This window comes from Vibrio aestuarianus (genome assembly GCF_028858425.1).
Lineage (GTDB): Bacteria > Pseudomonadota > Gammaproteobacteria > Enterobacterales > Vibrionaceae > Vibrio > Vibrio aestuarianus.
In genome coordinates, this window is record NZ_JAKNYQ010000002.1 from 747057 (window position 1) to 771361 (window position 24305).

Genomic DNA, 24305 nt, shown 5'->3' on the forward strand with positions numbered 1-24305 from the left:
ATCCAAAACTCAATTGAGGCAAACCAAGAACCTTGAAAACGATCAATCTCAGATTATTCAAGAATCCATTTCGACCAAGCCAACTTGCCGAAAACACGGAACGAATTCTCAATGAAATCGTAGAATTAACCTCAAAAACTCATCCAACACATAACGCCGCGTTAAGTGGTGAGCAACGCGACCACAATCCTAAACCATTGCGCCTTAAACACAACACTCAACCTAGAGCCGAAACTCCCAAGCGTTGGGAATCCGTCTTAAACGCCTAGTTAGCTGCTGCACTTTCGCTAGCAAATTACGCCAAAATGCCTAATTTGAAACACATTATTGCTTTCAAACGGCAAAGTAAAACGGACAGCTGTAAAAGTAAAACCTAATCCACGAAATGCGCTTGGCAAAGAAGAAATGGCCGAATAAATCACCATTCCTGAGCTCGGTAATTTGCAAAGAATTCTATCGAAAAAGCCAACGACAAAGCACACGAAACGAATTTAGGCATTCATGAATTTCAACAGCAAAGAAGCAGCGTCAACGAACTTAACAAACACAACACTTCCCGTAAGCAGACTTCGTTAAGTTCAAACACTTCCCGAAAAGTGCCACTGGCGAGATAGTTGAGAAGCTGAGATTTGCCCGGTGTGTAGCTAGAAAACCCAAAGCTTTTCCACCCTAAATTCACCGTTTTTCTTAACCCCAGCTAACGCCCAATTAAGGGGTGAGCAACGCTACCACCCAACCTAAAGTATTGTACCGTAAACACTAAAATTGAAGTAGAAGCAAAAATGCCAAGCGTTGAGAATCCCTCTTAAATTGTTTGTTATGCGAATTTTTCCACTCTTAAAGCTACGCCTAGCCAGTTACCCAGAACTGACAAAGGTACTGCTTGACTAACCGAACCGTCAGCAGGGTCAAACAAGCCTTGGTCACTCAAGGCAACACTGTGCTTCTCATCTGTATTATGCACAATAGTTGGGAGCAATATTGTCGAAGAACTCCGCTTACTTAAGCCCAGCTCAATCTTAAGATTTTGAGCTTCAGCAAGTTTAAGCTCTTGAGGGTAGTCATTAGACAATGTCTGGAAAGTATCCGTATCTTTCACGATTACAGATGTGGAAAAACCAAACTGTTTGGCGACATAAGCCATCGCAACAATTGAGTTCAATCCATTGCTAACATTTGCGAAAGTATGCTGCTCAGTTTCAGGAATAATACCTGTAACTTCATAGACGAGTTTTGCAATAGTGTCTAAGCTTTGTTCTTGCTGAATGCGGATCGATTTTTCAGTAAATGTCAGGCTGTTGAGGTCTAACTTATTGAGTACTACTGGCTCGAACGAATCAAAGCATCCAAGGGTACTTAACGCCGCAACTAAGCTGTAAGCTCCACACATATTAGAGCCTAAAGGCTGTACTATTTTAGGGTATCGCTGCATCAATTTACTCCATATTCGCATAACGCCGCGTTAAGTGGTGAGCAACGCGGCCACAATCCTAAACCATTGTACCTTAAACACAAAACTCAACCTAGAATCGAAACTCCCAAGCGTTGGGAATCCGTCTTAAACGCCTAGTTAGCTGCTGCACTTTCGCTAGCGAATTACGCCAAAATGCCCAATTTGAAACACATTATTGCTTTCAAATGACAAAGTAAAACGGACAGCTGTGAAATTAAAGCCTAATCCACGAAATGCGCTTGGCAAAGAAGAAATGACCGAGAAAACCACCATTCCTTAGCATGGTAATTTGCAAAGAATTCTATCGAAAAAGCCAACGACAAAGCACACGAAACAAATTTAAGAATGCATAAATTTCAACACCAAAGAAGCCGCGCCAACGAACTTAACAAACACAACTCTTCCCGTAAGCAGACTTCGTTAAGTTCAAACACTTCCCAAAAAGTGCCACTGGCGAGATAGTTGAGAAGCTGAGATTTGTCCGGTGTGTAGCTAGAAAACCGAAAGCCTTTCCACCCTAAATTCACCGTTTTTCTTAACCCCAGCTAACGCCCAATTAAGTGGTGAACAACGCACTGACCAAGTCGCTGCATTGCACCGTAAAACACTTTACTCAACGCATAGTAAAACTGCCACGCGTTGAGAATCCACTTGAATTGCTTGTTATGTGAATTTTACCGTGAACTCAAAGTAAACCACCGTAGAAATGAAGAGATTTGAATAAGTTACGTACAAAAACGATGCTTACCAAAACCTAAATTTCACAGCGATCTGAGCCAAAGAGAGCCACTTACAGAATCAACAACAAAGAAAGCGCCCTTTCAGCAACCGCTAAATTTTTTGCGTCACCAGATTTTCAGAGCTGAATGTCAGCAAGAAAACCAGTCAAAAGGATATTTCAATTAAAGCGATTTGAAACTGACGAAACTCAACACAAGCCAGATCCAAAACTTAATTGAGGCAATCCAAGAACCTTGAAAACGATCAATCTCAGGTTGTTCAAGAATCCATTTCGACCAAGCCAACTTGCCGAAAATACAGAACGAACTCTCAATGAAATCGTAGCTTTGACCTTAAAAACTCATCAAACACATAACGCCCAATTAAGTGGTGAACAACGCACTGACCAAGTCGCTGCATTGCACCGTAAAACACTTTACCTGACGCATAGTAAAACTGCCACGCGTTGAGAATCCACTTGAATTGATTGTTATGTGAATTTAGCTATGAATTCAAAGTAAACCACCGTAGAAATGAAGAGATTTGAATAAGTTACGTACAAAAATGATGCTTACCAAAACCTAAATTTCACAGCGATCTGAGCTAAAGAGAGCCACTTACAGAATCGACAACAAAGAAAGCGCCCTTTCAGCAACAGCTAAACCTTTTGCTTCACCAGACTTTCAGAGCTGAATTTCAGCAAGTGAATCAGTCAAAAAGACATTTCAATTAAAGCGATTTTAAACTGACAAAATTCAACACAAACCAGACCCAAAACTAAATTGAGGCAACCCAAGAAACTTAAAAACGATCAATCTCAGGTTGTTCAAGAATCCATTTCGACCAAGCTAACTTGCCGAAAAAACGGAACGAATTATCAATGAAATCGTAGAATTAACCTCAAAAACTCATCAAACACATAACGCTGCGTTAAGTGGTGAGCAACGCGACCACAATCCTAAACCATTGCGTCTTAAACACAAAACTCAACCTAGAGCCGAAACTCCCAAGCGTTGGGAATCCGTCTTAAACGCCTAGTTAGCTGCTGCTGCACTTTCGCTAGCAAATTACGCCAAAATGCCTAATTTTAAACACATTATTGCTTTCAAACGGCAAAGTAAAACGGACAGCTGTGAAATTAAAACCTAATCCACGAAATGCGCTTGGCAAAGAAGAAATGACCGAGAAAATCCCCATTCCTAAGCATGATAATTTGCAAAGAATTCTATCGAGAAAGCCAACGACAGAGCACACGAAATGAATTTAGGCATTCATGAATTTCAAAAACAAAGAAGCCGCGCCAATGAACTTAACAAACACAACCCTTCCCGTAAGCAGACTTCGTTAAGTTCAAACACTTCCCGAAAAGTGCCACTGGCGAGATAGTTGAGAAGCTGAGATTTGTCCGGTGTGTAGCTAGAAAAACGAAAGCCTTTCCACCCTAAATTCACCGTTTTTCTTAACCCCAGCTAACGCCCTGCTAAGGGGTGAGCAACGCAATACCAAAGCCGCCGCATACCACCTTAATCACTTAAACCAACGCATAGTAAAAATGCCACGCGTTGCGAATCCCTCTTGAGCAGTTTGTTAGTTTGCAAACCCAAAGCGTTGATTTTACGTTATTTTAAACTTTGCAAACAATAAACTTTATGTGTTTTGATGCACTTAAGTCGGGCGTAGTCTCAAAGCGGCTAGTCAATGAAACCACTTGGAACAAACAACGTCGCAGAAAACGAGCTCACAACACCAAAAAGCGCCTTTGGAAAACCAATCTCACAATGCGGACTTTCAACAAAGTCACTGAAACCACATGAACTTACCACACCAGAGAAAACGCCATTTCATCGAGTAAATCGGCTTTTGTACCAACAAACTCAACGAGCAGAGTTTCAGCAAAAAAGTTCGACTAAGGTAACCCAAAAGTCGCCGCACAAAAAAACAAATCAACCGTTGAAACGATGCCAATTTTGAATTTTCACCACGCTAGTTAACACTGAAATTGAACGCCGATACGACAATTGCTACTTTGAGCTTTTACCGCTAGATCTTGCGATATAGCTGCGTTTTTCCTCTTGCAAACTAACGCCCAATTAAGTGGTGAACAACGCACTGACCAAGTCGCTGCATTGCACCGTAAAACACTTTACTCAACGCATAGTAAAACTGCCACGCGTTGAGAATCCACTTGAATTGCTTGTTATGTGAATTTTACCGTGAATTCAAAGTAAACCACCGTAGAAATGAAGAGATTTTAATAAGTTACGTGCAAAAACGATGCTTACCAAAACCTAAATTTCACAGCGTTCTTAGCCAAAGAGAGCCACTTGCAGAATCAACAACAAAGAAAGCGCCCTTTCAGCAACCGCTAAACCTTTTGCTTCACCAGACTTTCAGAGCTGAATTTCAGCAAGTGAATCAGTCAAAAAGACATTTCAATTAAAGCGATTTGAAACTGACTAAACTCAACACAAACCAGATCCAAAACGCAATTGAGGCAACCAAAGAACCTTGAAAACGATCAATCTCAGGTTGTTCAAGAATCCATTTCGACCAAGCCAACTTGCCGAAAACACGGAACGAATTCTCAATGAAATCGTAGCTTTGACCCTAAAAACTCATCCAACACATAACGCCCAATTAAGTGGTGAACAACGCACTGGCCAAGCCGCTGCATAACACCGTAAAACACTTTACCTGACGCATAGTAAAACTGCCACGCGTTGAGAATCCACTTGAATTGCTTGTTATGTGATTTTTACCGTGAATTCAAAGTAAACCACCGTAGAAATGAAGGAATTTAAATAAGTTACGTAAAAAATGATGCTTACCAAAACCTAAATTTGACAGCGATCTTAGCCAAAGAGAGCCACTTACAGAATCGACAACAAAGAAAGTGCCCTTTCAGCAACCGCTAAATTTTTTGCGTCACCAGATTTTCAGAGCTGAATGTCAACAAGAAAACCAGTCAAAAGGACATTTCAATTAAAGCGATTTGAAACCATCGAAACTCAACACAAACCAGATCCAAAACTTAATTGAGGCAACCCAAGAACCTTGAAAACGATCAATCTCAGGTTGTTCAAGAATCCATTTCGACCAAGCCAACTTGCCGAAAACACGGAGCGAATTCTCAATGAAATCGTAGAATTAACCTCAAAAACTCATCCAACACATAACGCTGCGTTAAGTGGTGAGCAACGCGACCACAATCCTAAACCATTGCGCCTTAAACACAAAACTCAACCTAGAATCGAAACTCCCAAGCGTTGGGAATCCGTCTTAAACGCCTAGTTAGCTGCTGCACTTTCGCTAGCAAATTACGCCAACATGCCTAATTTGAAACACATTATTGCTTTCAAACGGCAAAGTAAAACGGACAGCTGTGAAATTAAAACCCAATCCACGAAATGCGCTTGGCAAAGAAGAAATGACCGAGGAAATCACCATTCCTGAACTCGGTAATTTGCAAAGAATTCCATCGAAAAAGCCAACGACAAAGCACACGAAACGAATTTAGGCATTCATGAATTTCAACACCAAAGAAACCGCGCCAACGAACTTAACAAACACAACACTTCCCGTGAGCAGACTTTGTTAAGTTCAAACGCTTCCCTAAAAGTGCCACTGGCGAGATAGTTGAGAAGCTGAGATTTGTCCGGTGTGTAGCTAGAAAACCGAAAGCCTTTCCACCCTAAACTCACAGCCTTTCTTAACCCCAGCTAACGCCCTGTTAAGGTGTGAGCAACGCAATACAGAAGCCGCTGCAAACCACCTTAATCACTAAAATCAACGCATAGTAAAAATGCCACGCGTTGCGAATCACTCTTAAACAGTTTGTTAGGCTAAAATTGAGCATCAAAAGCTTCGTTTATGGCTTTTTGCAAAGGTTCCTGATTTATGCCCCTATCCTTTGAAAGTTTCTGTATTTCTTGCCAAAACATTTCCGATGCTCCATTAAAAAACACAGAAAGTTCATGCAAGTTATGCTCTAGGTTTTCCATACCATTTTCCTGAACAACATACCCAAGCATATCTCGAGCTATATGGTGAACCATCCAATTTCGATGTTCTAATATGAGTTTCAAATTTTCATTTGAACTTTCAGTAAAAATTGAAGATTTTTGAGCCTCTTTTATAAGACTGCCTAAAGTTTTGCGATGAAGTTTCTCATACTCTATGGTGAAAACTTCATCACTTTGGTTTTCACTTCGATGCAATGCAATGAGCAATATTAGCTTATTTTCCAATCCAGCCGCAGCGAGCGCCGCTTTGCCATATTCTCGGTATAAATCCATGATTAACCTTTTTAGCCTAACGCTGCATTAAGGTGCGAACAACGCTAAATCTCCAAACCCAAACCACTCCACCTTAAACACTAAAGCCAAATTTAAACTGAAGTCGCCAAGCGTTGTGAGTCACTCTTGAATGCCTTGTTATGTCACGACCAAAGTCAGTCAAATTTAAGTGAAATATTCTTTTAATACAATAAGGTAGCTGTAAATAGACAAAAAATCGAAGCCGAAGTATTTGTTATCGCACTACCTTGAGTAGCGCTAGCGCGATCTCTTGAATTGTCGCGCAATTAAGGATCGCGAAAGCGCCTCAAGGTTAGCATGGAAATAACTAATATTCGTCCTTTTTGCCGTCTTTCTTCCACCCCGTTAGATTACACTCAAACTTGAGTATCATTACCGTACATCCAACCTGTGATGACCGTCGTGTCATAACGCCGCATTAAGGTGTGAGCAGCGCTTGGCTATACTTGAGCGAAGCGAAACTGCCAAGCGTTGCGAATCACTCTTAAATGCTTTGTTATACATCATTTTCACGATGTAACTTATCAATATAGATTTGTAATCTAGTATGCCAAAAGTAAAAACCTAAAGCAGAAATTAGCAGTCCCAATATGATTCCTGCAAAGCTCACCAGCTTTACCAACTTATAGCGTTCAAACCTTGAATTGAGAGCGATTCTTTTGGCTGGATTTCGGTTAATAATTTGGTCTGCCTCGTCTCTCAAAATTTCAGCATCGGCAAGAATTGCTTCAAGAGCCAATTCCTGTTGTTGTGTTAACTTACTTCTATCACCACCCACGCTGTTATAGATAGCTATTGCTTCGTTAGTTTTTTCCGCAAACTTTCCATAAGCTTCACCACTTTTTGGAATATCATTTACGTAACTTTCGCTTCTTTCAAAGAACTCACTAAGTTCATTGGATGCTTTCCACCAAAAAGCACCACTGGAAAGAATCATAATAAGCCCAAACACAGCCATGAACTTATACAGATTATCTGTTGGAGGTGTGAGCATATAGTCTCCTTGATGTATAACGCCCAATTAAGTAGCCCGAAACGCCCTGACTCACTTTCCGCATTGCTCGGCAACACCGAATACGACGCAAACCAAAATCGCCGAGCGTTGAGGGTCTGCTTGAATTGTTTGTTATGTGTATTGTTCAACCAAATTCTAAAGTCGCGGCTTTCGTGCCGACTTCCGAACCGTACAATTAACTAGTATTTTCTGCTTTTCGAGACTACTTGCTGATGACCAGCTTAAAATTTCACTAAGCGTCCTATGACAGCCAAGACAAATATCGTTTTCATCAAGACAGCAGTTCCTTACACAAGGATTCTGTATCGTTCTTCCACTTTGTCTACGATTTAGGTCGTTTAACTTCATATACCACCCCACTAGCTACAGTTTAGCTTTTAATAGGGATGAGTAGGTTTTTCAAAATACACATAACGCTGCGTTAAGTGGTGAGCAACGCGACCACAATCCTAAACCATTGCGCCTTAAACACAAAACTCAACCTAGAATCGAAACTCCCAAGCGTTGGGAATCCGTCTTAAACGCCTAGTTAGCTGCTGCACTTTCGCTAGCAAATTACGCCAACATGCCTAATTTGAAACACATTATTGCTTTCAAACGGCAAAGTAAAACGGACAGCTGTGAAATTAAAACCCAATCCACGAAATGCGCTTGGCAAAGAAGAAATGACCGAGGAAATCACCATTCCTGAACTCGGTAATTTGCAAAGAATTCCATCGAAAAAGCCAACGACAAAGCACACGAAACGAATTTAGGCATTCATGAATTTCAACACCAAAGAAACCGCGCCAACGAACTTAACAAACACAACACTTCCCGTGAGCAGACTTTGTTAAGTTCAAACGCTTCCCTAAAAGTGCCACTGGCGAGATAGTTGAGAAGCTGAGATTTGTCCGGTGTGTAGCTAGAAAACCGAAAGCCTTTCCACCCTAAACTCACAGCCTTTCTTAACCCCAGCTAACGCTGCGTTAAGTGGTGAGCAACGCGACCACAATCCTAAACCATTGCGCCTTAAACACAACACTCAACCTAGAGCCAAAACTCCCAAGCGTTGGGAATCCGTCTTAAACGCCTAGTTAGCTGCTGCACTTTAGCTAGCAAATTACGACAAAATGCCTAATTTGAAACACATTATTGCTTTCAAACGGCAAAGTAAAACGGACAGCTGTGGAATTAAAACCTAATCCACGAAATGCGCTTGGCAAAGAAGAAATGACCGAGAAAACCCCCATTCCAGAGCATGGTAATTTGCAAAGAATTCTATCGAAAAAGCCAACGACAAAGCACACAAAACGAATTTAGGCATTTATGAATTTCAACAACAAAGAAGCCGCGCCAACGAACTTAACAAACACAACTCTTCCCGTAAGCAGACTTCGTTAAGTTCAAACACTTCACGAAAAGTGCCACTGGCGAGATAGTTGAGAAACTGAGATTTGTCCGGTGTGTAGCTAGAAAACCCAAAGCCTTTCCACCCTAAATTCACAGTCTTTCTTAACCCCAGCTAACGCCCAATTAAGTGGTGAACAACGCACTGACCAAGTCGCTGCATTGCACCATAAAACACTTTACTCAACGCATAGTAAAACTGCCACGCGTTGAGAATCCACTTGAATTGCTTGTTATGTGAATTTTACCGTGAATTCAAAGTAAACCACCGTAGAAATGAAGATATTTGAATAAGTTACGTACAAAAACGATGTTTACTAAAACCTAAATTTCACAGCGTTCTTAGCCAAAGAGAGCCACTTACAGGATCAACAACAAAGAAAGCGCCCTTTCAGCAACCGCTAAACTTTTTGCTTCACCAGACTTTCAGAGCTGAACTTCAGCAAGAGAATCAGTCAAAAAGACATTTCAATTGAAGTGATTTGAAACTGACTAAACTCAACACAAACCAGATCCAAAACGCAATTGAGGCAACCCAAGAACCTTAAAAACGATCAATATCAGGTTGTTCAAGAATCCATTTCGACCAAGCCAACTTGCCGAAAACACAGAACGAATTCTCAATGAAATCGTAAAATTAACCTCAAAAACTCATCCAACACATAACGCCCAATTAAGGGGTGAACAACGCACTGGCCAAGCCGCTGCATTGCACCATAAAACACTTTACTCAACGCATAGTAAAACTGCCACGCGTTGAGAATCCACTTGAATTGCTTGTTATGTGAATTTTACCGTGAATTCAAAGTAAACCACCGTGGAAATGAAGAGATCTGAATAAGTTACGTACAAAAACGATGCTGACCAAAACCTAAATGTCACAGCGATCTTAGCCGAAGAAAACCACTTACAGAATCAACAACAAAGAAAGCGCCCTTTCAGCAACCGCTAAACTTTTTGCTTCACCAGACTTTCAGTGCTGAATGTCAGCAAGCAAATCAGTCAAAAAGACATTTCAATTGAAGCGATTTGAAACCGATAAAACTCAACACAAACCAGATCCAAAACTCAATTGAGGCAAACCAAGAACCTTGAAAACGATCAATCTCAGATTATTCAAGAATCCATTTCGACCAAGCCAACTTGCCGAAAACACGGAACGAATTCTCAATGAAATCGTAGAATTAACCTCAAAAACTCATCCAACACATAACGCCCAATTAAGTGGTGAACAACGCACTGACCAAGTCGCTGCATTGCACCGTAAAACACTTTACTCAACGCATAGTAAAACTGCCACGCGTTGAGAATCCACTTGAATTGCTTGTTATGTGAATTTTACCGTGAACTCAAAGTAAACCACCGTAGAAATGAAGAGATTTGAATAAGTTACGTACAAAAACGATGCTTACCAAAACCTAAATTTCACAGCGATCTGAGCCAAAGAGAGCCACTTACAGAATCAACAACAAAGAAAGCGCCCTTTCAGCAACCGCTAAATTTTTTGCGTCACCAGATTTTCAGAGCTGAATGTCAGCAAGAAAACCAGTCAAAAGGATATTTCAATTAAAGCGATTTGAAACTGACGAAACTCAACACAAGCCAGATCCAAAACTTAATTGAGGCAATCCAAGAACCTTGAAAACGATCAATCTCAGGTTGTTCAAGAATCCATTTCGACCAAGCCAACTTGCCGAAAATACAGAACGAACTCTCAATGAAATCGTAGCTTTGACCTTAAAAACTCATCAAACACATAACGCCGCATTAAGGCGTGAACAACGCAATACAACGGCTACCGCATTGCGCCTTAAACACAAAACTTACCGCAAACCAAAACTGCCACGCGTTGTGAATCGCTCTTAAATGCTTTGTTATACGCCCAGCACTGAAGTTACGATTTTAAGCCAAGCACCACTTTGTAAGCACGAAATTTTATGTGTATTGATGCATTTATGTGAGGCTAAGATTTTTAGCGACTGTGATTGAAGCGCACTTGGAACACCCCACATCAAAGAAAGCGGTATTTAAGCAAACACATAACCTTTTAAACCGACAATTTAGTAGAGCGGTGTTTCAACAAACGAAACTGTTTCTAATTTAGCCAATCGATTAAAACTAGGGAACACTTACCAGCTACGAACTTGGGATTATTAGTATGGATACATTGTCTAATGATTTAGCGTAAATACGAGAAAATAATACAAATTGGGCGAAGTAATAAGTCATGTGAAAAAGTGACTTTGAAGCTAGAGATTAGCTACAAAACTCACCCTGCGTATAACGCCCAATTAAGGGGTGAGCAACGCTACCACCCAACCTAAAGCATTACACCGTAACCACTAAAAGTGAAGTAGAAGAAAAAATGGCAAGCGTTGGGAATCCCTCTTAAATTGTTTGTTATGCAAATTCAATAAGATAAGCTGACTTTACTCGACCAAAAACCACAATTGCAATAGTTGAGTGATTCAAGAATCAACCCAAGCAAAAGCCGTGATAAATAAGCCGCAAAAATGAAGTCTGCCTTTCAGCGACAAACTAGGCTTTTGAACCAAACTAACTCAACGAGCGAAGCCTTCAACAAATACAAAATGATCGATTAACTTGCTCTTTCCACACTTTGCGCTCACTAAATTGACAACACGCCAACGCTAAAACCGATTGAGGCAAATAAAGAATCTTGCCTGTTTTACGGTTTGAGTTAACCATGAATTTGAGGGTAAAAATGCTCATTTGCCGACAGCTCAAAACGAATGGCCGGAGAAATCCCAAAAGATTGAACCCCTAAATTTACCTGAGTTGCATAACGCCCAATTAAGTGGTGAACAACGCACTGACCAAGCCGCCGCATTGCACCGTAAAACACTTTACCTAACGCATAGTAAAACTGCCACGCGTTGAGAATCCACTTGAATTGCTTGTTATGTGAATTTTACCGTGAATTCAAAGTAAACCACCGTAGAAATGAAGAGATTTGAATAAGTTACGTACAAAAATGATGCTTACCAATACCTAAATTTCACAGCGATCTTAGCCAAAGAAAACCACTTACAGAATCAACAACAAAGAAAGCGCCCTTTCAGCAACCGCTAAACTTTTTGCTTCACCAGACTTTCAGTGCTGAATGTCAGCAAGCAAATCAGTCAAAAATGCATTTCAATTGAAGCGATTTGAAACCGATAAAACTCAACACAAACCAGATCCAAAACTTAATTGAGGCAATCCAAGAACCTTAAAAACGATAAATCTCAGGTTGTTCAAGAATCCATTTCGACCAAGCCAACTTGCCGAAAACACGAAACGAATTCTCAATGAAATCGTAGCTTTGACCTTAAAAACTCATCAAACACATAACGCCTTGCTAAGGTGTGAGTAACGCAACACAAAGGCTACCGCACAGCGCCTTAATCACATAAGCCACCGCATAGTAAAAATGCCACGCGTTACGAATCACTCTTAAGCAATTTGTTAGTACATGCGCCACTTCTATTTATGCGCTCCAAGATATTGAAAACTTAGATAATATGAAAGGCTTTGAACGCTGAAGTGAGACGGGCAGCTACAAAACTTTACCCCGATTAAGGGAGGAAAGTTGGCTAGAAGAAAAACACACTGAACTCCCCTTCTTTCACTCACTTCAAATTAGAAAAGGATTCAATCCTCGTACTCCGACAGCAGCCCTAAAGGAAGACAAGATTCACTTGGAAAGCACAGCGAAAGTGAAGAAGCGCCAAAGGAATAGGCTAAGAGTTAGAAACCGTAAACGATCAAATCAAAGCGAACACTCCACATATAGTGCCACCGGAAAGAACGTGAGACGTACAAACTGAAAGGTGTAAAGGCGAGCGCCAAAACAGATAAACACCAGGACTTGTGACCTTTAATGTCAAACCCGTACTAACGCCCAATTAAGGGGTGAGCAACGCCTCCACCCAAACCTAAAGCATTGTGCCATAAACACTAAAACTGAAGTAGAAGCAAAAGTGCCAAGCGTTGGGAATCCCTCTTAAATTGCTTGTTATGTGAATTTACACAGCGCACAAATGATTTAAAGGAGCCCATGCCAATTCTTTCGGGCTACCCAATTTACTACTCCAGATCCAGCCGTTTAACTCATGTTCTTTTACTAGAATTTCGCCGATTACCAAACGATGCTCCTTGGCGAAATAATCCTCAAGTGCAGTTACCTCGCCATTGTCGATAGCTAGTATTTGTTTAGGAACCCAACCTTCTTTGTTTTCCCCTCGACAGAAAATCCAGTTTGCCCAGTCACCTTCGGGATTGGATTCCTCTACAAACTGCAATTTTTCGCCTAGAACTATTCGAATAGGCGATTCTGGAGCGTCTTGATATTCTCTAACGACTCTGTATTCCATAGCTTATTCCACTCCATTCACATAACGCCGCGTTAAGTGGTGAGCAACGCGACCACAATCCTAACCCATTGTGCCTTAAACACAAAACTCAACCTAGAACCGAAACTCCCAAGCGTTGGGAATCCGTCTTAAACGCCTAGTTAGCTGCTGCACTTTCGCTAGAAAATTACGCCAAAGTGCCTAATTTGAAACACATTATTGCTTTCAAACGGCAAAGTAAAACAAACAGCTGTGAAATTAAAACCCAATCCACGAAATGCGCTTGGCAAAGAAGAAATGACCGAGAAAACCCCCATTCCAGAGCATGGTAATTTGCAAAGAATTCTATCGAAACAGCCAACGACAAAGCACACAAAACGAATTTAGGCATTTATGAATTTCAACAACAAAGAAGCCGCGCCAACGAACTTAACAAACACAACTCTTCCCGTAAGCAGACTTCGTTAAGTTCAAACACTTCACGAAAAGTGCCACTGGCGAGATAGTTGAGAAACTGAGATTTGTCCGGTGTGTAGCTAGAAAACCCAAAGCCTTCCACCCTAAATTCACAGCCTTTCTTAACCCCAGCTAACGCCGCGTTAAGTGGTGAGCAACGCGACCACAATCCTAAACCATTGCGCCTTAAACACAAAACTCAACCTAGAGCCGAAACTCCCAAGCGTTGGGAATCCGTCTTAAACGCCTAGTTAGCTGCTGCACTTTCGCTAGCAAATTACGCCAAACTGCCTAATTTGAAACACATTATTGCTTTCAAACGGCAAAGTAAAACGGACAGCTGTGAAATTAAAACCTAATCCACGAAATGCTCTTGGCAAAGAAGAAATGACCGAGAAAATCTCCATTCCTGAGCATGGTAATTTGCAAAGAATTCTATCGAAAAAGCCAATGACAGAGCACACGAAATGAATTTAAGCATTCATGAATTTCAACAGCAAAGAAGCCGCGCCAATGAACTTAACAAACACAACATTTCCCGTAAGCAGACTTCGTTAAGTTCAAACACTTCCCGAAAAGTGCCACTGGCGAGATAGTTGAGAAGCTGAGATTTGTCCGGTGTGTAGCTAGAAAACCCAAAGCCTTTCCACCCTAAATTCACCGTTTTTCTTAACCCCAGCTAACGCCCAATTAAGGGGTGAACAACGCACTGGCCAAGCCGCTGCATTGCACCGTAAAACACTTTACTCAACGCATAGTAAAACTGCCACGCGTTGAGAATCCACTTGAATTGTTTGTTATGCAAATTCAATAAGATAAGCTGACTTTACTCGATCAAAAACCACAATTGCAATCGTTGAGTGATTCAAGAATCAACCCAAGCAAAAGCCGTGATAAATAAGCCGCAAAAATGAAGTCTGCCTTTCAGCGACAAACTAGGCTTTTGAACCAAACTAACTCAACGAGCGAAGCCTTCAACAAATACAAAATGATCGATTAACTTGCTCTTTCCACACTTTGCGCTCACTAAATTGACAACACGCCAACACTAAAACCGATTGAGGCAAACAAAGAATCTTGCCTGTTTTACGGTTTGAGTTAACCATGAATTTGAAGGCAACAATGCTCATTTGCCGACAGCTCAAAACGAATGGCCGGAGAAATCCCAAAAGATTGAACCCATAAATTTACCTGAGTTGCATAACGCCGCGTTAAGTGGCGAGCAACGCCAACCACCTTACCTAAACCATTGTGACATAAACACTTAACCTGAAGAAAGCCGAAAGCGCCAAGCGTTGGGAGTCCGTCTTAAACGCTTTGTTATGAATCATTTAGCTTGATGTACACTACTTGTCTAGGCTCACCGACCTTAGTGCAATCTTCATCAATTTGATCAGCTAAAGCATCACCGTAATTATCACGAATATATGACAACACTTCTGTACGACTAAAGGTTGATGAACCTTTGGATTCACCGTAGTACACGTTTCCGTGCTCAAACTTCACAGAGCCATGTTCCTGTAAAAGAGGTTTGATTTCGTCCTTAAGCAATTTTTCTTGATTAAGTAACGCTTTGATTTGTCGTTTTGTTTCAATTAGATCCTGAGCTAGTTGCTCGATTCTAGTATCGTTTTCCATAACCTACCTATTTATTTTATAACGCTGAAATTTGAGTGATTCATAACGCTGCGTTAAGTGGTGAGCAACGAGACCACAATCCTAAACCATTGCGCCTTAAACACAAAACTCAACCTAGAACCGAAACTCCCAAGCGTTGGGAATCCGTCTTAAACGCCTAGTTAGCTGCTGCACTTTCGCCAGCGAATTACGACAAAATACCTAATTTGAAACACATTATTGCTTTCAAACGGCAAAGTAAAACGGACAGCTGTGAAATTAAAACCTAATCCACGAAATGCGCTTGGCAAAGAAGAAATGGCCGAGGAAATCCCCATTCCTGAGCATGGTAATTTGCAAAGAATTCTATCGAAAAAGCCAACGACAGAGCACACGAAATGAATTTAGGCATTCATGAATTTCAACAACAAAAAAACCGCGCCAACGAACTTAACAAACGCAACACTTCCCGTAAGCAGACTTCGTTAAGTTCAAACACTTCCCGAAAAGTGCCACTGGCGAGATAGTTGAGAAACTGAGATTTATCCGGTGTGTAGCTAGAAAACCGAAAGCCTTTCCACCCTAAATTCACCGTTTTTCTTAACCCCAGCTAACGCCTTGTTAAGGGGTGAGCAACGCAATACCAAAGCTGCCGCAACCACCTTAAACACTAAACTCAACGCACAGTGAAAATGCCACGCGTTGCGAATCCCTCTTGAACAATTTGTTAGTTGCCAAGCCTAACTCCTTGATTTTAATTTATTACCGCTTTGCTATCACCGAACTTTCGTACTTTGTGGACTCAAATCAGGCGTAGTTTTAAAGCGACTGTCAATGAAACCACGTGAACAAACAACGCCGTAGAAAACGAACTGGCAACACCAAAAAGAGCTTTTGAAAAGGTAATGCCACAATGCTGACCTTCAGCCAGTAAATTAGTTTCTGAAATGACAAATAAAACCGCTTGAAAGTTAATGAGTGGTTTATGAAAAACTAAAACTTGGGCAAAGATCGAGACGAAAACAACGCAGAAATATAGCCCTAAACTTCTACTTTGGCTGCGTTTTCCTCGTTGGCAACTAACGCCCAATTAAGGTGTGAGCAACGCTACCTCGAAACGAAACCATTGCACCTTAAACACGAAACCCAACGATGGAATGAAAAATGCCATGCGTTGGGAATCACTCTTAAATTGTTTGTTATGTGAATTTAGACTGCATGAGCAAGCCACTTACAAGGTTCTAAGTTCATATCTGTGAAACGGGCTGTGAATGACGAATCTAATGGGCTACACGCATACACACCGAAATTTACTACTGAATTTGCTGGCATTGGTGGGTTGCATTTACCCATTTCTACTGTCGTTTCGCCAAGCTTATGCAGGTGGAAAATACGCATTTGCTTAAAAGTAATACCATCGAAGGATGATTCAATTAAGAAATCAGGTCCTCTTCGACTTAAGCGATACCAAATTTCGTTTGGAAGCGGAATATCTGAAGTCGCCCAATCTGAGTAGCCTAGGTTAGTAACTACACTACCTAATCGTGAAAACTCACTGTTTTCGTACTCAATAGAAGCTTTAAACCAGTTTTCATTATCTAGGTAAATAATCAAGCCACATTGATCAAATAGAGCCTGATAATCGAAGCTCACTTTAGTTGTAAAAGTGAAATTTTCATCAGATTCAATCTGTAGTGCTGGTGCATTATCATTACGGAAACCGTAGTATGAACGTTGCCAAAAATCAGTACCCGGCTCGGTTGTGATTGAGACTGATTCTGCACTCACTTCACTGACTTTCGGCTCAAATATCCACTTACCAACTGTAAAATCTATCATTGTTATTCTCACGTAATTGTTCGGAATTTACTGTATTCACATAACGCCGCATTAAGTGGTGAGCGACGCTAAACACCAATGCCTCGACAAACCACTTAAAATGCAAAAACTGAATTTACACTAAAGCCGCCAAGCGTTGCGAATCCGTCTTAAATGCTTTGTTATGCAAATTCAATAAGATAAACCAGAAGTTACACCAAATTTGATTAAGAAAACAATCAAAATATTGGTTAAGTGAATCAAGAATCAGCCAAAGCCTGAACCGTGATAAATAAGCCGCCAAAACAAAGTCCACCTTTCAACGACAAACCAAGCTTTTGAATGAGACAAAATCACCGAGCAAGACTTTCAGCAAATGCGAAATGATCGACTAACTTGCCATTTCCACACTTTGCACCCGCTAAACTGACAACGCCCCAACGCTAAAACTGATTGAGGCAAACCAAGAAACTTGCCTGTTTTACGGTTTGAGTTAACCAAGAATTTGAGGGTAAAAATGCTCATTTGCCGACAATACAAAACGAATGGCCGGAGAAATCCCAAAAGATTGAACCCCTAAATTTACCTGAGTTGCATAACGCCAAATTAAGCTGCTACCAACGCACAAAGTCATTGAAAGCAATGCACCGTAATCACTAAACCACTTTGGAACCGATTCAGCCGCGCGTTGGTAGTCAGGCTTGAATTTTTTGTTAGGTGTTACTGTTTCGCATTCATTCACTTGGCAAAGAATCGCTAGATTACCGCATTGTAATAAACGAAACCCAAACCTTTCACTCAATTTGGCAGCCAAATGCGATGAACTTAAAACAAGCAACTCATTCATTCGATTGAGAAAATCAAAGCGCCTTTGCGCCAGAGAAACTCTCAACCGACCAACACGAAAACTCAATGAAGCAACCCACGAACTTTGACATGAGAAACCGTTAAAGAAACGTGATGATTTGGGCAAACCAAGCCGATTTGCTGAAATCTGTAAACGGATGGCTAGAGAAATCCCCAACTCTTTTTCCCAAAAATTATGCTTTTCTCTTCGTAAACCTAACGCCCTGTTAAGGTGTGAGCAACGCAATACCGAAGCTCCCGCATACCACCTTAATCACTTAAACCAACGCATGGTGAAAATGCCACGCGTTGCGAATCACTCTTAAACAGTTTGTTATGTGAACTGTTTTCACATGCGATGGTACACATACTCTAGATCTTCAAGGTAGTCTTCATCTACATCGTTCTCATCCCATACCCAACGTTCCTTAGAGACAAGTGAAAATATCTTATAATGAGGGGCTTGGGCAATGGGACAGCAGTAAACGGATTTAAATTGCCTACCTGTCTTAATTTTGTAGCTAAGCAAACGATCATCAATAAAATTAAATTGATCAGCTGTAATATCAATTAAGAGGTTATCAACTTCGACCCACCAATGACCAACTGTACCACTCCGTTTTTTGGACACACCAAATACTAAACAAGGAGATTTATATCCTTTTCTATTCAAGTGGTAACACAGCAACATCGAGGCGTGCTTACAAGCATCAATTGGAAATTCAGAATTGAAGTAACCTAGCGCTTCCTCTGCAAGCAACTCCAATCGTTGCCTGACCAAGTAACGTCTTGTTCAAGATTCTTCATATTACCTCGGTTCACATAACGCCAAATTAAGCTGCTACCAACGCACAAAGTCATTGAAAGCAATGCACCGTAAACACTAAACCATTTTAGAGCAGATTCAGCCGCGCGTTGGTAGTCAGGCTTGAATTTTTTGTTAGGTGTTACTATTTCGTATTCATTAACTTGGCAAAGAATCGCTAGATTACCGCATTGTGATGAACGAAACCCAAACCTTTTACTCAATTTGGCAGCCAAATGTGATGAGCTTAAAACAAGTAACTCATTCATTCGACTGAGAAAATCAAAGCACCTTTGCGCCAGTGAAACATTCAGCCAACCTACGCCATTTTCCAATGAAGCAACCCACGAACATTGGCATGAGAAACAGGTAAAGAAACGTGATGATTTTGAGCAGACCAAGCTGACTTGCTGAAATATGTAAACGAATGGCTAGAGAAATCCCCAAATCTTTTCCCCAAAAATTATGCTTTTCTCTTCGTAAACCTAACGCCAAATTAAGCTGCTACCAACGCACAATGCCACTTTAAGCAATGCACCATAATCACAAAACCACTTTAGAGCAGATTCAGCCGCGCGTTGGTAGTCAGGCTTGAATTTTTTGTTAGGTGTTACTGTTTCGCATTCATTAACTTGGCAAAGAATCGCTAGATTACCGCATTGTGATGAACGAAACCCAAATCTTTTACTCAATTTGGCAGCCAAATGCGATCAACTTAAAACAAGCAACTCATTCATTCGATTGAGAAAATCAAAGCGCCTTTGCGCCAGAGAAAATGTCAACCAACCGCTGCGGTTTTCAATGAAGCAACCCACGAATTTTGGCATGGGAAAGAGTTAAAGAAACGTGATGATTTGGGCAAACCAAGCCGATTTGCTTAAGAAATCCCCAAATCTTTTCCCCAAAAATTACGCTTTTCTCTTCGTAAACCTAACGCCGCATTAAGTGGTGAGCAACGCAGACCACTGAACTTAAAGTATTGTGCCGTAAACACTTAAGCCGAAGCAAACCGAAAATGCCGAGCGTTGGGAATCCGTCTTAAATGCTTTGTTAGATGATTTTTTGCGTCAATTTTTTCAGTTTAGCCATCACATATTACTTTATTGCTAAGCATCTTAGTTTCGCAATTAACCTTCGCATTTATGCTACGTATTACAATCATCTTATCGATGCTATCTAAAATATCTGCAGGTTGATTTTTAGATTGATAACCTTCATAAGTAAAGTTGTAACTAATTGACGAATTCTTTGTGTTACCAGTGAATTTACCCAGTTTCGGATCAATAGATAGTCGGCGCTTAAAAATTATGATGCTTTCTAATACTGCTTCTTTATCGGCTCTAATATCAAACGAAAAATCTATGAAAATTTTATCTTCGCCATAGTCATATGACACCGAGCAATATTTAACACCGTACGCCTGTTCATTAATAGGGCAAGGGTAATCCTCTAGGTACAGATTAGTTTTAAGAATCCCAATATCCATTAGCGATGCTGGCGTGCTCATTAAATATAGTGATGCGTTTCTGCCTTCCGCTTGAAGGCTAAATGGAAGAAGAATAAAAAGTACGACTAAAACTTTTTTCATTGAATCTCTCTGATTTTAATAATTGACTAATTCATCTAACGCCCTGTTAAGGGGTGAGCAACGCAATACCAAAGCCACCGCATACCACCTTAACCACTAAAACCAACGCATATTGAAAATGCCACGCGTTGCGAATCCCTCTTGAACAGTTTGTTAGCTGCAAATTCCACCGTCAAAGAGCAAACTCTAAGTTATAAACTTTGAAGACATTCACTAAAGGCTCTTCCCAACCGAGGCACACTCGTAACTGTTCAACTATGGGTTTAACTTGGCTCTTGGCCACGTTAATTTCTACTTTTAACAGTGGGTAGTTTTCCACTTTTCCCTTATCTCCAAATATGGGAGTTGAGCCATCGAGAGCTCGGTGAGACCCTGTAACCGACCCAATAGCCCAGCAGTGATCATAGTTTCCGATTTTATCGACACCTGACTCATGTAAAGTACTTAGAACTAGGTCTTGTTGCTCAGGTGTGCAAAAAATTTCTAGTTTATACATCTGATTTTTAATCTCCAAAATACCGATTGCAGCTAACGCCCAATTAAGGGGTGAACAACGCCACCACCCAACTTAAAGCATTGTACCGTAACCACTAAAATTGAAGTAGAAGCAAAAATGCCAAGCGTTGGGAATCCCTCTTAAATTGTTTGTTATATGCGTTCTTAAAGTTACCTAAGATACTTATCTCTGGCTGGCCTGAATAGCATCAACCAACTATTTAGAATATTCCATCAATTCAACTGGAGCTCCATTTACCTCAATGAAAGCAACAAGTAAACCCTCACTTGGTGAGTTAGGTTCAATAATGACTTTCTTACCTTTAATTTCAGCCATTAGATCATCAACTTCAAAAGCGGCATGAGGAACTGTTTTTACCAACTCAGGATATGGAGCATCAGCCCAAAAACGCTGCCACTGGATACCATAAGGGTTGTTTTCATGATCAGATACGGTCATCTTTAAATGAGGTAAATCGATTTCGCCATCGAATCGTTCTGTTGTTGGTATACCTAAATGATTGAACTTCATTGAATATCCTTCTTATTTCCACTTCAGCATATAACGCCGCATTAAGGGGTGAACAACGCCACCACCTAACCTAAAGCATTGTGCCGTAAACACTAAAGCCAATTCAAACCAAAACTGCCAAGCGTTGTGAATCCCTCTTAAATGCTTTGTTATGTTTACGAGAACCGTCCTAATCCAGGAGCACCAGCCCCCCACATTTTAAAAATATTGCCCGACTCTGGACGAGACATCGCATACATCCCTTGAAATTTAGTTTTAGGGGCATACTTATATAATGTTTTTGAGTCTAGGATTTTCTTTAAAATAGCGCGAGCAGCAGGATTTTTAGACAATTCACGTTTCAACTTTACCTCTGAAACTATATCACCTCGGCTTGTTTTATAAGCTAGGTGACCGATTTTGAACTTATATAAAGAATGAGAATTTTTCAGGATTTGAGTTTTATGTTTTTTGCTACCCTGCTTTTTGACTTTCTTCATTTTAAAACACTCTAATACATGACACGATTTGTATAATCAAACCAACCAATTAAATCAAATCTACGGACTTTGAAAGTAAACATAACGCCCAATTAAGGGGTGAACAACGCCTCCACCCAAACCTAAAGCATTGTGCCATAAACAATAAAACTGGAGTAGCAGCAAAAGTGCCAAGCGTTGGGAATCCCTCTTAAATTGCTTGTTATGCCTTGCCCCATTCGGTTCGAAGGACTGCCAAAACCACTGTATCCCACCACTGTCCTTTGAAAAAACGATGCTCTCTAAAATGTGCTTCTTGGCGCATACCTAAAGACTTACAGAGCTTGATAGCTGGCAGGTTCCTACTTATCGTCTCCGCGTAGATACGGTGAACTCTCAATTCCAAGAAACCAAAATCTGCGAGAGCTAAGGCCGCTTCATGACTTAACTTGTTACCTTGAGATGCTCTTGAAAACGCACACCCCATTGATGCTTGCTGACTGTCCTCTAGACGCAAACAAACAGTTCCAATGAAATCCCCTGACGCCTTACATACAACAGCTAATTGGTATGACTTTCTTGGTTTCTCAGAAGCCTGAGCAATAAACAAGTTTGTTAACTCTCTGTATTTATTAGGGTCACAATCGCTTTCGTCATAGAAACGCTGATATTTAGCATCCTGAGACATAGCAACAAAAGCGCCTTCATCGTTCGGAGTCATGTCCCGAATAATCAACCGCTTAGTCTCGATTTTAAACATCGAAAGTTCCTTTTTCTTTGTGAGGCATAACGCCGCATTAAGGTGTGAGCAACGCTACCACGAAACTTAACCATACCACCTTAAACACAAAACCCAACGATGGAATGAAAAATGCCAAGCGTTGGGAATCACTCTTAAATGCTTTGTTAGTAGCGTGCCGATTTCTTACGCCTAAACAAAGAAATGATCTTGTTGAAGTCAACTCCAATACCAGAGATATTAGGCTGTAAAATTAAAGCATCCACTAATGAACCTGACTCACCTGCTTTTATTTCCTGTGCAACTGTAAAATCGGGTAATTCCTTTTTAGCTGCTATATCCGCTACTATTTTCTGAATAACACCAATTACATCAGTAGCTGTTGTACAGACATTTTTTAATGGTACAAGTAGCATATTGTGTTCAGCTGGATCAATGCGACGTTCTGAAAATTCATGTGGATTTCTAGTAGTAATCAAAATTGCTGGCAAAATCTCTTTACCATCGATTCCATTGACACTATGCCATGACAATACTTCATCGGTGAAATGATGCCCAACAGTACCTTGAAAGACTACAGCATCATTTTTCGATGCGTGATCTGCCAATAGATGAAAATTTTCAAATAAAGCATCACGGATTGGCTCCTGCCAACCATAATCTAATAGATAAATGTAGAAGGATCTTTCCACATTAGCGGGAACTTCTCCCATTGAATGGATCATTAATCCCATTTTTACTCCTAAGCTACTAACGCCAAATTAAGGTGTGAACAACGCCAACACCTTACCTAAAGCATTGTGCCATAAACACTAAACTGACTTGAAGTGAGGGCGCCAAGCGTTGTGAATCACTCTTAAATTTATTGTTAGGGCTCTGAACTCACCGATCGATGAACTCTATTGACCTTACAGCAAACATTTTGTATTTTGAACGGTACAAGCTTGTTAGTAAGTTCAGTACTGAATTCAAGTTTGCCTACATCAAGCGCTTTTCTCTAGCTTTTTGTATAGGTGTGACATTAGAGAGTTAATGCATCTAACTTATACAACGGTAATTTATGAAAACGACTAGATTCCTCATTAAAGCTACTATAGTCAGCCTACTTTTATTATTGATACTTAGACGCAATAGATCTGCGCGTTCATCTTCTCAAGAACTCAAACTAGTAATAGAACTTATAGACAAAATTCAATCACTGAAATAAGGCTTTCGATATGGGCTCTATGGCTAGAGCCCTAACGCCGCGTTAAGTGGTGAACAACGCGACCACTGAACCCAACCCATTGCACTGTAAACACTTAAGCTGATTTAAACCGAAATTGCCAAGCGTTGTGAATCCGTCTTAAACGCTTTGTTATACCTGTGCTCAAGGTTGCTCCGTAGCTACATTATCAGCGTCTTCTTCCTGCAAGTTTTCAGCTAAACCAATTTCTCCAGCTATGAATAGTACACTCCCTATCGATGATAAGGTTTCATTACCTGTTCTTTCTGGAAACTCCCCTGCCTTAGTAACACTTTCTTCTACAATGACATTTGTGCAAACGACACTAGCGCAGCCCGCTTCTTTTTCACCCACAAACGTAGTATTCAGAATATCGCTAGCTAAACTACTTGCAGAAAAACTGCTAATTAAACCCACTACTACAACCTTAGACTTCATTGCACCAACCAATACATTCACAAGATAGATGAAACATATG

At 40.7% G+C, this 24305-nt stretch carries 21 protein-coding genes; 3 read left to right on the top strand and 18 right to left on the bottom strand.

The features are described from left to right. Nucleotides 1-817: 817 nt before the first annotated feature. Nucleotides 818-1432 carry a T3SS effector IpaJ family cysteine protease gene (locus tag MCT08_RS16965; RefSeq protein WP_274678942.1) on the bottom strand — a complete coding sequence of 205 codons (615 nt, stop codon included), beginning with the start codon at nt 1430-1432 and terminating at the stop codon, nt 818-820. Nucleotides 1433-2448: 1016 nt separating this feature from the next. Here MCT08_RS16965 and MCT08_RS16970 point away from each other — a divergent pair. Both MCT08_RS16970 and MCT08_RS16975 read left to right on the top strand, forming a co-directional pair. Next, entirely contained in the window at nt 2449-2643 is a 195-nt protein-coding gene (locus MCT08_RS16970) for a hypothetical protein (protein ID WP_274678944.1), read from the top strand. Between the two features lie 2059 nt (nt 2644-4702). After that, complete coding sequence (locus MCT08_RS16975; protein WP_274678945.1) at nt 4703-4849, top strand: hypothetical protein; 147 nt, start codon at nt 4703-4705, stop codon at nt 4847-4849. Nucleotides 4850-6015: 1166 nt separating this feature from the next. On the opposite strand, the gene MCT08_RS16985 is transcribed toward MCT08_RS16975, so the two are convergent. The 3 genes from MCT08_RS16985 to MCT08_RS16995 all read right to left on the bottom strand — a co-directional run bounded on the left by MCT08_RS16985 (nt 6016) and on the right by MCT08_RS16995 (nt 7852). Beyond that, nucleotides 6016-6468, bottom strand: coding sequence for a hypothetical protein (locus MCT08_RS16985; protein ID WP_274678946.1), 453 nt, complete (start codon nt 6466-6468; stop codon nt 6016-6018). 517 nt (nt 6469-6985) lie between these two features. Next, a complete protein-coding gene (locus MCT08_RS16990) occupies nt 6986-7483 on the bottom strand; it encodes a hypothetical protein (protein WP_029865852.1) in 498 nt (165 codons plus the stop codon). 156 nt (nt 7484-7639) lie between these two features. Beyond that, nucleotides 7640-7852, bottom strand: a complete 213-nt coding sequence (locus MCT08_RS16995; protein WP_274678947.1) for a DUF1289 domain-containing protein — start codon at nt 7850-7852, stop codon at nt 7640-7642. 2700 nt (nt 7853-10552) lie between these two features. Between MCT08_RS16995 and MCT08_RS18625 the strand changes: the two genes are divergently transcribed. Further along, nucleotides 10553-10759 (top strand): hypothetical protein, encoded by a 207-nt coding sequence (locus MCT08_RS18625; protein WP_338062584.1) that lies wholly within the window; start codon nt 10553-10555, stop codon nt 10757-10759. Nucleotides 10760-12921: 2162 nt separating this feature from the next. On the opposite strand, the gene MCT08_RS17010 is transcribed toward MCT08_RS18625, so the two are convergent. The 14 genes from MCT08_RS17010 to MCT08_RS17085 all read right to left on the bottom strand — a co-directional run bounded on the left by MCT08_RS17010 (nt 12922) and on the right by MCT08_RS17085 (nt 24265). Then, nucleotides 12922-13269: an SH3 domain-containing protein gene (locus MCT08_RS17010; protein WP_274678949.1), complete on the bottom strand. Its 348-nt coding sequence runs from the start codon at nt 13267-13269 to the stop codon at nt 12922-12924. A gap of 1755 nt (nt 13270-15024) precedes the next feature. Next, complete coding sequence (locus tag MCT08_RS17015) at nt 15025-15342, bottom strand: hypothetical protein (protein ID WP_274678950.1); 318 nt, start codon at nt 15340-15342, stop codon at nt 15025-15027. Between the two features lie 1188 nt (nt 15343-16530). Then, nucleotides 16531-17160, bottom strand: coding sequence for a DUF1349 domain-containing protein (locus MCT08_RS17025; protein WP_038938930.1), 630 nt, complete (start codon nt 17158-17160; stop codon nt 16531-16533). A 472-nt stretch (nt 17161-17632) separates the two neighbouring features. Further along, complete coding sequence (locus tag MCT08_RS17030) at nt 17633-17986, bottom strand: hypothetical protein (RefSeq protein WP_274678951.1); 354 nt, start codon at nt 17984-17986, stop codon at nt 17633-17635. Nucleotides 17987-18334: 348 nt separating this feature from the next. Then, nucleotides 18335-18616 carry a hypothetical protein gene (locus MCT08_RS17035; protein WP_338062585.1) on the bottom strand — a complete coding sequence of 94 codons (282 nt, stop codon included), beginning with the start codon at nt 18614-18616 and terminating at the stop codon, nt 18335-18337. A 107-nt stretch (nt 18617-18723) separates the two neighbouring features. Beyond that, nucleotides 18724-19125 (bottom strand): hypothetical protein, encoded by a 402-nt coding sequence (locus MCT08_RS17040; RefSeq protein ID WP_274678952.1) that lies wholly within the window; start codon nt 19123-19125, stop codon nt 18724-18726. A gap of 150 nt (nt 19126-19275) precedes the next feature. Continuing rightward, entirely contained in the window at nt 19276-19482 is a 207-nt protein-coding gene (locus MCT08_RS17045) for a hypothetical protein (RefSeq protein WP_274678954.1), read from the bottom strand. A gap of 389 nt (nt 19483-19871) precedes the next feature. Next, complete coding sequence (locus tag MCT08_RS17050; protein WP_274677539.1) at nt 19872-20378, bottom strand: hypothetical protein; 507 nt, start codon at nt 20376-20378, stop codon at nt 19872-19874. Between the two features lie 172 nt (nt 20379-20550). Then, entirely contained in the window at nt 20551-20874 is a 324-nt protein-coding gene (locus MCT08_RS17060; protein WP_274678955.1) for a YqfO family protein, read from the bottom strand. Between the two features lie 216 nt (nt 20875-21090). After that, entirely contained in the window at nt 21091-21405 is a 315-nt protein-coding gene (locus MCT08_RS17065) for a hypothetical protein (protein WP_064626880.1), read from the bottom strand. 155 nt (nt 21406-21560) lie between these two features. Next, complete coding sequence (locus MCT08_RS17070) at nt 21561-21884, bottom strand: hypothetical protein (RefSeq protein ID WP_274678956.1); 324 nt, start codon at nt 21882-21884, stop codon at nt 21561-21563. Between the two features lie 202 nt (nt 21885-22086). Further along, a complete protein-coding gene (locus MCT08_RS17075; protein ID WP_088729490.1) occupies nt 22087-22623 on the bottom strand; it encodes a GNAT family N-acetyltransferase in 537 nt (178 codons plus the stop codon). Between the two features lie 146 nt (nt 22624-22769). Next, a complete protein-coding gene (locus MCT08_RS17080) occupies nt 22770-23336 on the bottom strand; it encodes a hypothetical protein (RefSeq protein ID WP_038970067.1) in 567 nt (188 codons plus the stop codon). 635 nt (nt 23337-23971) lie between these two features. Next, the gene (locus tag MCT08_RS17085) at nt 23972-24265 is read right to left on the bottom strand and encodes a hypothetical protein (RefSeq protein ID WP_080610082.1); all 294 of its coding nucleotides are present in this window, start codon (nt 24263-24265) and stop codon (nt 23972-23974) included. Between the last annotated feature and the right edge of the window lie 40 nt (nt 24266-24305).

Bases quoted from the DNA above. Each gene is read 5' to 3' on its own strand.
- MCT08_RS17085 (WP_080610082.1), bottom strand. From the start codon at position 24,265: ATGAAGTCTAAGGTTGTAGTAGTGGGTTTAATTAGCAGTTTTTCTGCA.
- MCT08_RS17050 (WP_274677539.1), bottom strand. From the start codon at position 20,378: ATGAAAAAAGTTTTAGTCGTACTTTTTATTCTTCTTCCATTTAGCCTT.
- MCT08_RS17060 (WP_274678955.1), bottom strand. From the start codon at position 20,874: ATGTATAAACTAGAAATTTTTTGCACACCTGAGCAACAAGACCTAGTT.
- MCT08_RS17030 (WP_274678951.1), bottom strand. From the start codon at position 17,986: ATGAATGAGTTGCTTGTTTTAAGTTCATCGCATTTGGCTGCCAAATTG.
- MCT08_RS17025 (WP_038938930.1), bottom strand. From the start codon at position 17,160: ATGATAGATTTTACAGTTGGTAAGTGGATATTTGAGCCGAAAGTCAGT.
- MCT08_RS17065 (WP_064626880.1), bottom strand. From the start codon at position 21,405: ATGAAGTTCAATCATTTAGGTATACCAACAACAGAACGATTCGATGGC.
- MCT08_RS16985 (WP_274678946.1), bottom strand. From the start codon at position 6,468: ATGGATTTATACCGAGAATATGGCAAAGCGGCGCTCGCTGCGGCTGGA.
- MCT08_RS17070 (WP_274678956.1), bottom strand. From the start codon at position 21,884: ATGAAGAAAGTCAAAAAGCAGGGTAGCAAAAAACATAAAACTCAAATC.
- MCT08_RS16995 (WP_274678947.1), bottom strand. From the start codon at position 7,852: ATGAAGTTAAACGACCTAAATCGTAGACAAAGTGGAAGAACGATACAG.
- MCT08_RS17075 (WP_088729490.1), bottom strand. From the start codon at position 22,623: ATGTTTAAAATCGAGACTAAGCGGTTGATTATTCGGGACATGACTCCG.
- MCT08_RS16965 (WP_274678942.1), bottom strand. From the start codon at position 1,432: ATGCAGCGATACCCTAAAATAGTACAGCCTTTAGGCTCTAATATGTGT.
- MCT08_RS17015 (WP_274678950.1), bottom strand. From the start codon at position 15,342: ATGGAAAACGATACTAGAATCGAGCAACTAGCTCAGGATCTAATTGAA.
- MCT08_RS17080 (WP_038970067.1), bottom strand. From the start codon at position 23,336: ATGGGATTAATGATCCATTCAATGGGAGAAGTTCCCGCTAATGTGGAA.
- MCT08_RS17010 (WP_274678949.1), bottom strand. From the start codon at position 13,269: ATGGAATACAGAGTCGTTAGAGAATATCAAGACGCTCCAGAATCGCCT.
- MCT08_RS16990 (WP_029865852.1), bottom strand. From the start codon at position 7,483: ATGCTCACACCTCCAACAGATAATCTGTATAAGTTCATGGCTGTGTTT.